Here is a 15,924-nt window from a genome sequence, read left to right as displayed (position 1 = left end):
GGATCGATCCTCGTACCAGCTTGGATGCCGGCCCGTTGCAATGCCTTCGACGCGCGACGAGAGGCATGCGATGGAGACACCGACCGACCAGGGCCGCCTGCGGGTCGCCCTGCTGTTCCCCGGGCAAGGCGCCCAGCACCCCCGGATGGCCGCCGGCCTGTACGGCCAGTCGCCGGTCTTCACCGCGGCGATGGACCGGGCCTTCGAGCTGCTCGGCCCCGACGGGCCCCGGCTGCGCGCCGAGTGGCTGGCGGCCGAGCCCTCCGCCGCCTTCGACGACGTGACGGTGGCCCAGCCCCTGCTGTACGCGGTGAACCTGGCGCTCGGCCGGACCGTGCTCGGCTGGGGCGTCGAACCGGTCGCGATGCTCGGCCACAGCGTCGGCGAACTCGCCGCCGCGACGCTGGCCGGCGTCCTGGACGCCGAGGACGGCTTCCGGCTGATGCGCAACCGGATCCGGGTGTTCGCCGACACCCCGCCCGGCGGGATGCTCGCCGTCGCCGCCTCCCTCGCCGAGGTCTCCGACCTGCTCGGCGAACACGTCCACCTGGCCGCGCTGAACGCCACCCGGCAGCTGCTGCTGGCCGGCGAACGCCACCACCTCGACCGGGCCGCCGACGCGCTCCGGGAGCGCGGCGTGGCCTGCCGGGACGCCCTCGCCCGGCAGGCCTTTCACAGCCCGCTGGTCGACGGCGCCGTCGAGGAGTCGATGCCGGACTGGACGGCGACCCCGCTGCGCCCGCCCGGCCGGACCCTCTACTCCGCCTACACCCGGGGCGTCCTGACGGCCGGTCAGGCCGTCGACCCGGTGTTCTGGGCCCGGCAGGCCGCCGAGCCCGTGCTGTTCGCCCCCACCCTGGACCGGCTGCTCGCCGACCACGACTGCCTGCTGGTGGAGGCCGGCCCCGGCAACAGCCTGAGCGCCCTGGCCCGCCGGCACCCCGGGGTGCTGCGCGGCCGCAGCCGGATCCTGCCGCTGCTGCCGGACCGCCCGTCCGGGGACCGCGCCGACCTGGACGCGGTCGCCGCCGTCCACCGCACCGTCCTCGGCCCGCTCGCCCCGGCCCCGACCGCCTGAGACCCGCCCCGACCGCCCGGGACCCGGCCCCGACCGCTTCGGGCCCGCCCGAGACCCGCGTCGCCCAGAACCCGCCTGCCGGGACCGGTCCCCGCCCGGCCCCGGCGGTCCGCCGAACGGAGGAGACAGATGTCCGCACCACCGCAGCAACCACCGGCCCCGGACGGGCCGGTGGCGATCGTCGGCCTCGCCTGCCGGTTCCCCGGCGCCCCCGACCGGCGGGCGTTCTGGCGGCTGCTCGCCGAGGGCCGCGACGCGGTCGCCCCCGGCACCGGCCCGCGGGCCGGCCGCCGGCCGGGCGGCTACCTGGAGGACACCGAGCTGTTCGACGCCGAGCTGTTCGGGATGTCGGCCCGCGAGGCCGCCGCCACCGACCCGCAGCAGCGGCTGCTGCTGGAACTCGCCTGGCTGGCCCTGGAGGACGCCCGGATCGCCCCCGACGCCCTGCACGGCACCGACACCGGCGTGTTCGTCGGCGCCTGCGCGGACGAACACGCCTTCCTCGCCCGGGCGGCCGGGCCGGCCGCGCTGTCCGCGTACACCCTCACCGGCACCGGCCGGGCGTTCCTGGCCAACCGCCTGTCGTACGCGTTCGGCCTGCACGGACCGTGCCTGGTGACCGACACCGGCCAGTCGTCCTCGCTGGTCGCCGTCCACCAGGCCGTGCGCAGCATCCGCGCGGGCGAGAGCACGCTGGCGCTGGCCGCCGGGGTCCAGCTGAACCCCACCGCGGAGGGCGACGCGGTGGTCGAGGCGCTCGGCGCGCTCTCCCCGACCGGGCGCTGCCGCACCTTCGACGCCCGCGCCGACGGCATCGTGCGCGGCGAGGGCGCCGCGGTGCTGGTGCTCAAGCCGCTGGCGCGGGCCCTCGCCGACGGCGACCGGATCTACTGCACGGTGCTGGGCGGCGCCGTCAACAACGACGGCCGGGGCGCGGGCCTGACCGCCCCCGGGCAGCACGCCCAGCAGCGGGTACTGGCCGCCGCGTACGCGGACGCCGGCGTCGACCCGCGGCAGGTCGGCCACGTCGAACTGCACGGCACCGGCACCCGCAGCGGCGACCCGGTCGAGGCGGCCGCGCTGGGCGCGGTGCTCGGCGCGGGCCGGCCCGCGGACCGCCCGCTGCTGGTCGGCTCGGTGAAGACCAACATCGGCCACCTGGAGGGCGCGGCCGGCCTGGCCGGGCTGGTCAAGACCGCGCTCGGCCTGCACCACGGCGAACTGCCGCCGAGCCTGCACTACACCGAGCCCAACCCGGCGATCGACCCGGCGGCACTCGGCCTGGCGGTGTGCCGCACCCGCACCGCGTGGCCCGGATCGGTCGCCGGCGTCTCCTCGTTCGGCCTGGGCGGCACCAACTGCCACGTGGTGCTGGGCGCCGCGCCCGACCCTGCGCCCGCAGCCGCAGCCGCGCCCGCGCCCGACCCTGCACCTGCACCCGACCGTCCTGACCGGGCCGACCGGCCGGCCGGCCCGGTGCCGCTGGTGCTGTCCGGGCACACCCCGGCGGCGCTGCGCGGCCAGGCGCTGCGGCTGGCCGCGCACCTGTCGGGCCCCCGGGCCGCGGACCCGGCGGCGCTCGGCCTGTCGCTGGCCGTCACCCGGGCCGGGCTGCGGCACCGCGCCGCGGTGGTCGGCGCCGGCCCGGAGGAGCTCGCCGAGGGCCTGCGGGCGCTGGCCCGCGGCGCGCACCCGGACGGGGTGCGCACCGGGCTGCGCGGCACCGGCGGCACGGTGTTCCTGCTGCCCGGCCAGGGCATGCAGCGCACCGGCATGGGCCGTGAACTGCACGGCTCGCACCCGGAGTTCGCGGCGGCCTTCGACCGGGTCGCGGAGGTCGTCGGGCCGCTGCTGGGCACCGGCCTGCACGAGGTGGCGTGGCACCGCGAGGACCTGCTGGACCGGCTGGAGTACGCGCAGCCCGTGCTGTTCGCGCTGGAGGTGGCGCTGTACCGGCTGCTGGAGTCCCGCGGCATCGCGGCGGACCTGCTGGTCGGGCACTCGCAGGGCGAGATCACCGCCGCCCATCTGGCCGGGGTGCTGTCGCTGGAGGACGCGGCGGCGTTCGTGGTCGAGCGCGGCCGGCTGATCGCGAGCCTGCCGCCGGGCGGGGCGATGGTCGCGGTGCAGGCCGCCGAGGACGAGGTGCGCGAGGCGATCGCCGAGCAGTCCGGCCTGGTCGGGGTGGCGGCCGTGAACAGCGACCGCTCACTGGTGGTGTCGGGCGCCGAGGAACCGGTGCTGGCGCTGGCCGCCCGGTTCGCGGCGCTCGGCCGCCGCACCCGGCCGCTGCGGATCAGCCGGGCCGGGCACTCCCCGCTGATGGCCCCAATCCAGGACGAGCTGCGGGCCTTCGCGGAGAAGCTGACCTTCCACCGGGCGTCCGGCCCGGTGGTGGTGTCGGCCGTCACGGGCGCCCCCGCCGGACCGGAGGAGCTGGGCAGCGCCGCGTACTGGGCGCACCACCTGTGCGCGACCGTCCGGTTCGGCGACGCGGTGCGCGCCGCCCACGCCCTCGGCGGGCGGTTCTTCGTCGAGGTCGGTCCCGGGCACGGGCTGAGCACCATGGCCGAGGAGGTCGCCGGGGGCGGCGCGGAGGTCTTCGCCGCGCCGCTGGCGACCGCCGAGGAGCGCCGGGGGCTGGCCGAACTGGCCGCCGCCGCCCACGTGTTCGGTCGGCCGGTGGACTGGCGGGCGTACTTCGGCCCGACGGTGGTGCCCGTCGACCTGCCCGGCTACGCGTTCCAGCGCCTGCCGTACCGGCTGGCGGACGCCGCCGCCCCGGCCGCCGAGCCGGCGGCGCAGGAGCCTGCGGAGCCGGCCGGCGGCGGCGACCCGGCCGAACTGGTGCCCCGGCACACCCTGGAGATCCTCGGCCGGCCGGCCGGCGCCCCGCTCGACTTCGACGCCTCGTTCAACGACCTGGGCCTGGACTCGCGCGCCGCGCTCGCCCTGTGCACCCGGCTCTCCCGCGACCTCGGCCGGAAGGTCCCCGCCACCGTGCTGTTCGACCACCCCACCCCGGCCCGGCTGATCGAAGCCCTGCGGGCCGCGGCACCCAGCCAGAGCCCCCGGGCATCCCACCGATGAAGGACACCGCTGCAGCGATGACTGACGCCGACACCGCACCCCGCTCCCCCGACGAACCGATCGCGATCGTCGCGATGGCCTGCCGCTACCCGGGGGGCGTGCGCTCCCCCGAGGACCTGTGGCAGCTCGCCGACGAGGGCCGCGACGCCATCGGGCCGTTCCCGACCGACCGCGGCTGGGACCTCGACGCGCTCTACGACCCCACCCCCGGCACCCCCGGCCGCTCGATCACCCGGCACGGCGGCTTCCTCGCCGACGCCGACCGGTTCGACGCCCGGTTCTTCGGCATCTCCCCCCGGGAGGCCGCCGGCATCGACCCGCAGCAGCGGATCCTGCTGGAACTCGCCTGGGAGCTCTTCGAACGGGCCGGACTCGAACAGCGCGCGCTGCGCGGCAGCAGCACCGGCGTGTTCGTCGGCGCGATGGCCCAGGACTACGGCCCGCGGCTGGCCGACGACAGCGCGGACGCCGGCGGCTACCGGATCACCGGCAGCAGCACCAGCGTCGCCTCCGGCCGGCTCTCCTACTTCTTCGGCCTCCGGGGCCCGGCCGTCACCGTCGACACCGCCTGCTCCTCCTCGCTGGTCGGCATCCACCTGGCCGCGCAGGCGCTGCGGCAGGGCGAGTGCGACCTGGCGCTGGCCGGCGGCGTCGCCGTGATGCCCACCCCCGGTCTGTTCATCGACTTCAGCCGCCAGCACGGGCTGTCCCCCGACGGCCGCTGCAAGGCCTTCTCGGACGCCGCCGACGGCACCGCCTGGGCGGAGGGCGCGGGCCTGCTGCTGCTGGAGCGGGCCTCCGACGCGGCCGCCCGCGGCCACCGGGTGCTGGCGCTGCTGCGCGGCAGCGCGCTCGGCCAGGACGGCGCCAGCAACGGCCTGACCGCACCCAGCGGCCCCGCCCAGGAGCAGGTCGTCCGCGACGCGCTGCGGCGGGCCGGCCTGACCCCGGACCAGGTCGACGCGGTCGAGGCGCACGGCACCGGCACCCCGCTCGGCGACCCGATCGAGGCGCGCGCCCTGGCCGCCGTGTACGGGGCCGGCCGGAGCGGCGCGGAGCCGCTGTGGCTCGGCTCGCTGAAGTCGAACATCGGGCACGCCCAGGCCGCCGCCGGAGTCGGCGGCGTGATCAAGATGGTGCAGGCGATGCGGGCCGGCCGACTGCCCGCGACGCTGCACGTGGGAACCCCCAGCCGGCACGTCGAGTGGGACGGCAGCGGCCTGGGGCTGCTCACCGCGGCCCGGCCCTGGCCGGAGACCGGGCGGCCGCGGCGCGCCGCGGTGTCCTCGTTCGGCATCAGCGGCACCAACGCCCACCTGCTGCTGGAGCAGCCGCCCGCCGAGGCCGAGCCGGAGCCCTCGCCGGAGGCCGCCGGCCCGTACGCGTGGACGGTCTCCGCGCCGACCCCCGACGCGCTGCGCACCCAGGCCGCGGCCCTCGTCGAGCACCTGCACCGCCGGCCCGGGCTGCGGGCCGCGGACGTCGCGCACACGCTGGCGCTGCGCACCCGGTTCGCGCACCGCGGCACCGTGGTCGCCGACGACCGCGCGCAGCTGCTGGCCGGCCTGGAGTCGCTGGCCGAGGGTCGGCCGGCGCCGGCCGCGCCGGGCCGCTACCGGTCTCCGGCCGTCGGCCGGGGCGAGGCGGCGGCCGGGCCGGTGCGGCCGGTGTTCGTCTTCCCGGGGCAGGGCTCGCAGTGGCAGGGCATGGCGGTCGGGCTGATCGACTCCCACCCGGTGTTCCGGGCCTCGATGGAGGCCTGCGCGGAGGCCCTCGCCCCGTACTGCGACTGGGAGTTGACGGACGCCCTGACCGGCGCCCTGCCGGACCGGGTGGACGTGGTGCAGCCCGCGCTGTTCGCGGTGATGGTGTCGCTGGCCCGGCTGTGGCGCTCGGTCGGCGTCGAGCCGGCCGCCGTGGTCGGCCACTCGCAGGGCGAGATCGCCGCGGCGCACGTCGCCGGGGTGCTGTCACTGGCGGACGCGGCGCGGATCGTCGCGCTGCGCAGCCGGGCTTTGCGCGCGGTGGCGGGCACCGGCGGCATGGTGTCGCTGCCGCTCCCCGCCGATCGGGCCCGGGAGCTGCTGGCTGGCTTCGGCGGCGCGGTGTCGGTGGCGGCCGTGAACGGCCCGGCGATCACCGTGGTGGCGGGCGAGAGCGCCGCCCTGGAGCGGCTGCTGACGGCCTGTGAGCGGGACGGCGTGGACGCCCGCCGGATCGACGTCGACTACGCCTCGCACACCGCCGACATGGACGTGCTGCGCGAGGCCCTCGCCGAGGACCTGGCGGGCGTGACGGCCGGTCCCGCCGAGGTCGCACTGGCCTCCACGCTGACCGGGCGGCTGCTCGACGGCGCCCCGATGGACGCCGGGTACTGGTTCGACAACCTGCGCAACCCGGTGCTGTTCGACCCGGCGGTGCGCGAACTCGCCCGGGCCGGGCACCGGGTGTTCCTGGAGATGAGCCCCCACCCGGTGCTGACCCTGGGCGTCCAGGAGATCCTCGACGACCTGCACGCGGACGGCACGGTGCTGGGCACGCTGCGCCGGGGCAGCGGCGGCGCGGGCCAGTTCCTGGCGGCCGCGGCCGCCGCGCACGGCGCCGGCGTGTCGGTCGACTGGACGGCCGCGCAGCCCGCGGGGCGGCCGGTCGCGCTGCCCGGGTACCGCTTCGAACGGACCCGGCACTGGCTGGAGCCGTCCGGTCCGGCCCGGCCGTCCGGCCCGGCGCTGCTGCCGGACGCACTGGACCTGCCGGACGGCTCCACGGTGCTGGCCGGGGCGCTGTCCGCGGCCCGGCAGCCGTGGCTGGCCGACCACCGGGTCGGCGACGCGGTGCTGCTGCCCGCCACCGGGTTCCTGGAGCTGCTGGCCGAGGCCGGCGACCGGCTCGGCCTGCCCGCCGTCGAGGAGCTGACGGTGACCGCGCCGCTGCCGGTGACCGCCGCGGCGGAGGCGGACCTGCGGGTGGTCGTGCGGCCCGCGGACCCGGCGGGCCGCCGGACGGTCTCGATCAGTGCCCGCACCGCGCCGGACGGGTCCTGGCAGGAGCACGCGGGCGGCGTGCTCACGGCCCGGGCCGGGTCGCCGCGGCCGGCCCCGGCGGTGTGGCCGCCGATCGGCGCGACCCCGGTCGACCTGCGGGACGCCTACCCGGCGCTGGCGGCCCGCGGCTACCGGTACGGCCCGTCGTTCACCGGGCTGCGCGCGATGTGGGTGCGCGGCTCCGAGCTGTTCGCGGAGGTCGAGGCCGGTCCGGGCGTGCGGGACGGACGGCAGTGGGCGGGCCCGCACCCGGCGCTGCTGGACGCGGCGCTGCACCCGGCCGTGCTGCGCTCCACCGGGCTGCGGCTGCCGTTCTCCTGGCGGGACGTGACGCTCCGTCCGACCCGGTCGGCGGTGCTGCGGGTGGCGCTGACGGTCGAGGAGGGGCGCTGCGCGCTGGTGGCCACCGACGAGCGGGGCGACCTGGTGGCGTCGGTGGGTTCGCTGTCGCTGCGGCCGGTCGCGGACGAGCGCGGGGAGCTGCTGGAGGTGGTGTGGCGGCCGGTGCAGGACGGGCCGGCGCCGGAGCCCCTGCGGTGGGCGGCGGTCGGGCGGGGGCTGGGCCCCGGCCCGGCGTACCCGGACCTGGACGCGCTGCCGGATCCGGTGCCGCCGGTGGTGGCGGTGTCCTTCGAGTCGGCGGGCGCGCTGCCGGGCGAGGGCGCGGCGGCGGCGCTGGAGGCGCTGCAGCGCTGGGTGGCGGACCCCCGGTTCGCCGGGTCCGTGCTGGCGGTGGTGACGCGGGGCGCGCAGGCCGTGGTCGGCCGCGAGCCGGTGTCGGGGGTCGCCCAGGCGGCGGTCACCGGGCTGCTGCGGGTCGCGCTGGCCGAGCACCCGGGCCGGGTGCTGCTGGTCGACCTGGACGCGGACCCGGCGTCGGCGGCGGCGCTGCCCGCGGCGCTCTCCTGCGGCGAGCCGGAGGTCGCCGTCCGGGCCGGTCGGCTGTACGCCCGGCGGCTGGCCGAGCCGGCCCCGGCGGACCTCAACGATCCTCCGCGGGATGGGAGTTGGCGACTGGACGTGACGACGAAGGGCACGCTGGACAATCTGGCGCTGCTGCCGCACCCGGAGGCCGACGCGCCGCTGGGCGCGGGCGAGGTGCGGATCGCGGTGCGGGCCGCCGGGCTGAACTTCCGCGACATCGCGGTCGGCCTGGGCCTGGTCGCCAGCGAGAAGACCATGGGCAGCGAGGGCGCGGGCGTGGTGACCGAGGTCGGCTCCGCCGTCACCGGTCTGGTGGTCGGTCAGCGGGTGTTCGGCGTGTTCGAGCGCTCGCTCGGGCCGGTCGCGGTCGCCGACGCGCGGATGGTCCGCCCGGTCCCGGCCGACTGGTCGTTCGCGCAGGCCGCGGGCGTGCCGATCACCTACATCACCGCCTACCAGTGCCTGGTGGAGATCGCCGGGGTGAAGCCCGGCGAGTCGGTCCTGGTGCACACCGCGACCGGCGGCGTCGGCTTCGCCGCGATCCAGCTCTGCCGTCACCTGGGGGCGGAGCTGTACGCCACGGCGGGCCCCGACAAGCACGACCTGCTGCGCGGACTCGGCCTGGACGACGCGCACATCGCGTCCTCCCGCACCCTCGACTTCGAGTCGCACTTCCGCCGCACCAGCGGCGGCCGGGGCGTCGACGTGGTGCTCAACTCGCTGGCGGGCGAGGCGATCGACGCCTCGCTGCGGCTGCTCGCCGACGGCGGCCGGTTCGCCGAGATGGGCAAGACCGACATCCGGGACGCGGCGGCGACCGCGGCCGCCCACCCCGGCGTCCACTACGAGGCGTACAACATCCTGGGGGTGGCGCCGGACCGGATCGGCGAGGTGCTGGACGAGCTGATCGCCCTGTTCGAACGGGGAGCGCTCTGGCATCCGCCGCTGACCACCTGGGACGTCCACGACGGCGCGAAGGCGCTGCGGCACCTCAGCCGGGCCCGGCACCGCGGAAAGATGGTGCTGACCCTGCCGCGCCGGCTCGACCCGGACGGCCTGGTGCTGGTGACCGGCGGGACGGGCGGGCTGGGCGGCACGCTGGCCCGGCACCTGGTGGACCGGCACGGGGTGCGGCGGCTGCTGCTGGTGAGCCGCCGCGGCCCGAACGCCGAGAACGCCGGGGAGCTGGCCGCGGACCTCGCGGCGCGCGGCGCCGAGGTGGTCGTCGAGGCCTGCGACCTGACCGACCGGGACGCGCTGGGCGCGCTGCTGGCGCAGTACCCGCCCGCCGCCGTGGTGCATGCCGCGGGCGTCCTGGACGACGGCCTGCTGACCGGCCTGACGGCGGCCCGGCTGGCCCGGGTGCTGCGGCCTAAGGCGGACGCGGCGTGGGCGCTGCACGAGCTGACGGCGCACCTCGACCTGTCGGCGTTCGTCCTGTTCTCCTCCGCGGCGGGCGTGCTCGGCGACCCCGGGCAGGGCAGCTACGCGGCGGCCAACACCTTCCTGGACGCGCTGGCCCAGCACCGCCGGGCGCTCGGCCTGGAGGCCACCAGCCTGGCCTGGGGCTTCTGGGAGCAGCGCAGCGGGATGACCGCGCACCTGTCGGAGCAGGACGTGGCCCGACTGGGCCGCTCCGGGATCCTGCCGATGCCGACCGGCCGGGCGCTGGAGCTGTTCGACCGGGCGCTGGCGGGCGGCGGGGCGCTGGCCGTGCCGATCGCGCTGGACGCGGCGGCGGCGCGCGGCGGCCGGCTGGGCGGGCTGCTCGGCGACCTGCGGCCGGCGGCGGCCGCGCCCGTAGTGGCGGCCGCCCGGCCCGAGCCGGCGCAGCACAGCGGCGCCGGGCCCGACGGCGCGGACCTGCTGGAGCTGGTGCGGGGCCAGGCGGCCGAGGTGCTGGGCTACGGCGGCGCCGAGGACATCCAGCCGGGGACGCCGTTCAAGGAGCTCGGCTTCGACTCGCTGCTGGGGGTGGACCTGCGCAACCGGCTGAACGCGGTGACCGGCCTGCGGCTGCCCGCCGAGGTGGTGATCGAGAACCCGACCCCGGACCTGCTGGTCGCGTTCATCCGGGCCCGGCTCGCCGAGGGCTGACCGGCCCGGCCGGCCCCGCGGCGCCGCCGCGGGGCCGGCCCGCCGGAGCGCGAGAAGCGCTCTGGATCCGTTCTCCAAACGCCCCTGCCAGGCTCGGGCGCGACCGACGACATCGTGAATGAGAGGCGTCCGATGGAACTTCGAGAAGGCGGTACGGCCCTGGTCACCGGCGCGACCAGCGGCATCGGACTGGCCGTCGCCCGGGAGCTCGGCGGGCGCGGCGCCGCGGTCTTCCTGTGCGCGCGGGACGGCGACGCGGTCGCCGGGACGGTGGCGAAGCTGCGCGCCGAGGGCGTGCGCGCGGCAGGGACCGCCTGCGACGTCCGCGACGTCGCCGACATCCGCCGCACCGTCGCCGAGGCCAACGCGTTCGGCCCGCTGGACGTGCTGGTCAACAACGCCGGCCGCAGCGGCGGCGGGATCACCGCGGAGGTCCCGGACGAGCTGTGGCAGGACGTCCTGGACACCAACCTGACCAGCGTCTTCCGGATGACCCGGGAGGTGCTCGGCGCGGGCCTGGGCGGCCGCGGCTGGGGCCGGGTGGTGAACATCGCCTCGACCGCCGGCAAGCAGGGCGTGGTGTACGGGGCGCCGTACTCGGCGTCCAAGCACGGCGTGGTCGGGTTCACCAAGGCCCTCGGCCTGGAGCTGGCCGGCAGCGGGATCACCGTGAACGCGGTCTGCCCGGGCTACGTGGAGACGCCGATGGCCCAGCGGATCCGGGCCGGGTACGCGCAGCACTGGGAGGTCACCGAGGACGAGGTGCTGGCGAAGTTCACCGCCAAGATCCCGCTCGGCCGGTACAGCACCCCGGAGGAGGTGGCCGGCCTGGTCGGCTACCTGGTGACCCCGACCGCCGACGCGATCACCGCGCAGGCCCTGAACGTCTGCGGCGGCCTCGGCAACTTCTGACCCGCCCGCACACCCCGTCCTTCGGACCCTCGCAACAGGAAGGCACCCGCAATCGTGACCACCATCCGGACGACCCACCGGATCGAGGTGTCGGCCCCCGCCGCGGCCGTGTACCGCGTCGTCGCCGACGTCACCTCCTGGCCGCTGTACTTCCCGCCGACCGTCCGCGCCGAACTGGTGTCGGGCGACGACCGCACACAGGTGATCCGGATCTGGGCGCTCGCCAACGGCGAGCTCCGGACCTGGACCTCCGCCCGCACGCTGGACGAGGCCGCCCTGACCGTCGAGTTCGAGCAGACCACCCCGCGCGACCCGGTGGCGGCGATGGGCGGCGCGTGGCGGATCACCGGCCGCCCGGACGGGACCTGCACGGTGGAGCTGGACCACCACTACCGGGCGGTCGGCGACACCCCGGAGAACCGGGCCCGGATCGCCTCCGCCGTGGACGCCAACAGCACCTCCGAACTGGCCGCCCTGAAGGCCGCCGTGGAGCGCACCGCCGAGGAGCCGGAGCTGCTGGTCGCGTTCGAGGACTCCGACACCTTCGCCGGCTCCGTCGAGGACGCCTACGAGTTCGTCCGCGACCTGGCGAAGTGGCCGGAGCGGATCCCGCACGTGCTGCGGATGGAGGTCCGCGAGGAGGTGCCGGGCCTGCAGTCGATGGAGATGGACACCAGGTCCCCGGACGGCTCGGTGCACACCACCCGCTCCGGCCGGGTCTGCCTCGCGCCGACGCTGATCGCCTACAAGCAGACCCGGCTGCCCGGCGTGCTGGCCGCGCACACCGGCGAGTGGGCCTTCGAGGCGGCCGGCGACGGCCTGGTCACCGTGACCTCCCGCCACCGGGTGGTGATCGACCCCGGCAAGCTCGCCTCGCTGCCGCAGCCGCCCGGCACCCTCGCCGACGCCCGGGCCGCGGTCCGCGCCGCGCTCGGCGCGAACAGCCGGGCCACCATCGCGGTGGCCCGCCAGTACACCGAGAACCTGCACCGTGACCCGACCACCCATGAGAGCGAAGGCGGTACTGCCGTGTCCGAGTTGACGTTCGACCAGCTGAGGGGCTTCCTGCTGCGCGCGGTGGGCGAGGAGGACTCGACGGACCTGTCCGCCGACGACCTGGACGCCGAGCTGTCCGCCCTCGGCTTCGACTCCCTGGCGGTGATCGACGTGACCAGCAAGCTGGAGCAGCACTTCGGCATCAAGCTGCCGGAGGAGAGCACCGCCGAGGCGACCACCCCGCGCGGCCTGCTCGACCTGGTCAACGGCGTCCTCGCGACCTCGGCGTGACGCCCGGCCGGAGAGCGGAGGGGACGGTGCTCGCCGAGCAGTGCGACGCCGTCGCCGAGGCGCTGGTGCTCGGCCACCTCAACCGGGCGGTGGCGCTGCACGACGAGGGCGCCGCCTCCCGGGCCGACCTGGACACCGCGATGCGGCTGGGCTGCGGCCTGCCGGAGGGGCCGTTCGGCGCCGTCGACCGGCTCGGCCCCGACCGGGTGCACCGGAGGCTGGTCGCCCTGCTGGCCCGCACCGGCGACCCGGCGTTCGCGCCGGCCGCCGGCCTGCTCGCCGCCCGGCCGGACGCCGGGCCGGCCTCCGCCGCAGACCCGGTCGGCGCCGCGGCGCCGGCCCGGCTGGGCGTGCTGGGCTCGGGCACGATGGCCGGCGGCATCGCCGAGGCCGCCGCCCGGGCGGGCGTCCCGGTGGTGCTGGTGGCGCGCGCGCCGGAGTCCGCGCAGCGGGCCCGGACCGGCGTGGACGGCTCGCTGGACCGGGCGGTGCGGCGCGGCCGGGCCACCCGGCAGGACGCGGCCGACGCGCTGGCCCGGATCCGCTTCGGCGCGGACCCGGCGCCGCTCGCCGACTGCGACCTGGTGGTGGAGGCGGTCGCCGAGGACGAGCGGGTGAAGCGGGAGGTGTTCGCCCGGCTCGGCGCGCTCTGCGCGCCGGACGCCGTGCTGGCCACCTCCACCTCCAGCCTGTCGGTGGCGCGCTGCACCGAGCCGGCCGGGCGGCCCGAGCGGCTGGTCGGCCTGCACTTCTTCAACCCCGCGCCGGTGATGCGGCTGGTGGAACTGGTCCGCGGCCCCGCCACCGGTGGGCCGGCGCTGGCCGCCGCCCGCGCGCTGTGCGGGCGGCTCGGCAAGACCGTGGTGGAGTCGCCGGACCGCACCGGCTTCCTGGTCAACTACCTGCTGTTCGCCTACCTGGCCCGCGCGGTCCGCGCGGTCGAGCGCGGCGAGGCCGACCCGGCCGGCACGGACGCCGCGGTGGAGTCCGGGTTCGGCTTCCCGCTGGGGCCGTTCGCGCTGCTGGACACCATCGGTCTGGACGTCTCGCTGGCGATCCTGGAGCAGCTGCACGAGGCGTACCGCGAGCCCGACTTCGAGCCGCCGCGGCTGCTGCGCGAAGCGGTCGCCCAGGGCCTGCTGGGCCGCAAGAACGGACGCGGCTTCCGCACCGGGTGAGCACCGGCGGCCGGGCACCGGGCCCGCTCCCTCGGATCCTGCCGGGCGCCCGACGCGGCGCGCCGGTCCGAGGGAGCGGCCCGGGCACCGGCCGCCGACCCCATCGATCACCGACCGCCGGGTCGGGAAGAGCCAATTCGAGGAGCACCGATGAATGCCGAACTGATCGACCGGGCCCGCGGTTTCGCCGAGCGGGAGCTGCTGGGCCGGGAGCGCTGGTTCGATTCCAAGCCCCCCGCCCCGACCGCCGCGTCGGCGGCCCTGCACGCGGCCGGGCTCGCTAACTGGTGGCTGCCCGCCGAATACGGCACGGCCGGCGCCTCACTGACCGACAGCGTCGACATCGTGTCCGAACTCTCTTACGCCGACGCGGGATTCGCCTTCTCCTCGTTCCTCTCGGTACTCGGCACCACGATGCTCCGGCTGTACGGCGCCCCGGCGCTGGCCGAGCAGTACCTCGGCCGGATGGCGGCCGGCGGCGGCTTCTGCGGGATCCTGGTCAGCGAGGAGGACGCCGGGAGCGAACTCGGCCGCACCGCCGCGCTGTTCACCGCCAAGGGCGACCGGCTGGTGCTGGACGGCGACAAGTACTTCGCCACGAACACCGACGCCGCGGACTTCCTGCTGGTGGCCGCCAGGTCGGCGGAGGACGACGCGGTGTTCGGGGTGGTGCTGGTGCCCCGCGACACCCCCGGCGTCGAGATCGTCAAGCGCTGGGACATGATCGGCATGCGCGGCTCGGCCACCTACCGGGTGCGGCTGTCGGGCTGCGAGGTCCCGGCGGCCAACCTGCTGCGCGGGCACGGGCTGCGGCTGCTGGAGGCCGGCCTGAACGCCAGCCGGATCCTGATCGCCTCCACCGCGATCGGCGTCTGCCGGCGGATCCGGGACCTCGCCATGGAGTACGCGGCGGCCAAGCAGGTCAAGGGCGCGCCGCTGCTGGGCAACGCGGTGTTCGCGGGCAAGCTCGGCCAGGTGGAGATGCTGATCGACGTGATGCGCAACCAGTGCCGGTCCGCCGCGGCCGAGTTCGACCGGGCGATGGCCTCGGCGGACCCGGCGGCGGCGCTGTACCGGGCCGGCACGCTGCGCTCGGCGCTCGCCGCGAAGATGTACTGCGGCCAGGCCGGCTGGGAGGTGGCGACGATCGGCTCGGAGCTGTTCGGCGGGCTCGGCTACACGCACGACCACCTGATCGGCAAGCTGGTCCGGGACCTGCGCTACGTCGGCCTGGTGGAGGGCGGCGACGACGTGATCCGCGACCTGCTGTACACCCGCTACGTGATCCCCACCGCAAAACGGCGCTGAGCACTTCACCGCAGCCCGGCGACTGCGGACAATGGCGGACAGTCGGGCGGTAATCACGGAAATATCTTGATTTCCCCGTGGTCAATCACCAAAGCAATTGCGTTATTGACAGACGTGCGACAGACTTGGCCGCTGAGCGTCAGCCTCGATTCGAATCATGAGGGGGAAGTGTGTCGCACAGTTCGCATTCCATTCCGGTGGAACCGCCCTTTCCAGGGGTCGGCCGACCGGGTCCCACCCCCCTGATCACCGTGCTACTCGCCGGTAAGCACACCCTGCTGCTGGACGGCCTGTGCCGCCTCCTCGACGAGGAGGACGACATTCGGGTCGTCGCCACCCTGGACCCCTCCGACCAGGCTCCCCCGGTCTCTCCGGAAAGCGTCGACGTGGTCGTGCTGAGCGGAGAGTTCGACCACCTCGCCGAGGCCGCGGCGACCAGCCTGCGCTGCCCCGACTGCCGGGCCAGGACGGTCTTCGCCGACACCTCGGACGCCTCGCACCGCGCCCTGGAGGCGCTCGGCCTCGGAATCGCCGCCTATCTTCCCAGACGGGCCACGCCACTGGAACTCAAATCCGCCGTACGGGCGATCGCCACCCATTCCGACCGGGTCATCATATCGATTCCCCGGGACGGACTCCGGCGCATCGACAATCAGCGGAACAATATTCAGATCCCGCAATTGGAAATAGAAATACTCTCCATGGTGGCGGCCGCCCTGACGAACGGCCAGATCGCCAATCGGCTGTCGGTCAGCGAGGCCGTGGTCAAACGCCACCTGCGCAACGTCTTCCGCCGGCTCGGCGCGGTCTCCCGGCTGGACGCCGTGAACAAGGCGCACGAGGCGCGGATCCTGCCCGCCCAGCGGTCCGAGCCGGCCCCGCTCCGCCACGCCCCGAAGCGGCCCTCCCGGCGCACCCACGGTCCGCTGGTGCTGACCGAGCGGTAGCCCGGCTCGGTGCGGCGGCCGGGCCGGGGAGCCCACGACTCCCCGGCCCGGCCGCCGTA

General features: G+C 76.5%; 8 protein-coding genes. All 8 read left to right on the top strand.

The genetic code is table 11. The annotated features are described in order from the left end of the window. Nucleotides 1-70 precede the first annotated feature (70 nt). Complete coding sequence (locus CG736_RS11670; protein ID WP_100586117.1) at nt 71-1,078, top strand: acyltransferase domain-containing protein; 1,008 nt, start codon at nt 71-73, stop codon at nt 1,076-1,078. A 129-nt stretch (nt 1,079-1,207) separates the two neighbouring features. Further along, nucleotides 1,208-4,168 (top strand): type I polyketide synthase, encoded by a 2,961-nt coding sequence (locus CG736_RS11665; RefSeq protein WP_100586116.1) that lies wholly within the window; start codon nt 1,208-1,210, stop codon nt 4,166-4,168. A 17-nt stretch (nt 4,169-4,185) separates the two neighbouring features. Further along, complete coding sequence (locus tag CG736_RS11660; RefSeq protein WP_157815526.1) at nt 4,186-10,233, top strand: type I polyketide synthase; 6,048 nt, start codon at nt 4,186-4,188, stop codon at nt 10,231-10,233. Nucleotides 10,234-10,365: 132 nt separating this feature from the next. Next, nucleotides 10,366-11,145: an SDR family NAD(P)-dependent oxidoreductase gene (locus CG736_RS11655; protein ID WP_100586114.1), complete on the top strand. Its 780-nt coding sequence runs from the start codon at nt 10,366-10,368 to the stop codon at nt 11,143-11,145. A 54-nt stretch (nt 11,146-11,199) separates the two neighbouring features. After that, nucleotides 11,200-12,432 (top strand): SRPBCC family protein, encoded by a 1,233-nt coding sequence (locus tag CG736_RS11650; RefSeq protein ID WP_100586113.1) that lies wholly within the window; start codon nt 11,200-11,202, stop codon nt 12,430-12,432. Nucleotides 12,433-12,458: 26 nt separating this feature from the next. Next, complete coding sequence (locus tag CG736_RS11645) at nt 12,459-13,610, top strand: 3-hydroxyacyl-CoA dehydrogenase family protein (RefSeq protein WP_198520452.1); 1,152 nt, start codon at nt 12,459-12,461, stop codon at nt 13,608-13,610. A 150-nt stretch (nt 13,611-13,760) separates the two neighbouring features. After that, a complete protein-coding gene (locus CG736_RS11640) occupies nt 13,761-14,918 on the top strand; it encodes an acyl-CoA dehydrogenase family protein (RefSeq protein ID WP_100586111.1) in 1,158 nt (385 codons plus the stop codon). Between the two features lie 251 nt (nt 14,919-15,169). Then, nucleotides 15,170-15,865 carry a LuxR C-terminal-related transcriptional regulator gene (locus tag CG736_RS11635; protein WP_100586110.1) on the top strand — a complete coding sequence of 232 codons (696 nt, stop codon included), beginning with the start codon at nt 15,170-15,172 and terminating at the stop codon, nt 15,863-15,865. The last annotated feature ends 59 nt before the right edge of the window (nt 15,866-15,924 follow it).

Source organism: Kitasatospora sp. CB02891 (assembly GCF_002803145.1).
Classification (GTDB): Bacteria; Actinomycetota; Actinomycetes; order Streptomycetales; family Streptomycetaceae; genus Kitasatospora; species Kitasatospora griseola.
This window is presented reverse-complemented; position numbering and strand designations above follow the sequence as displayed.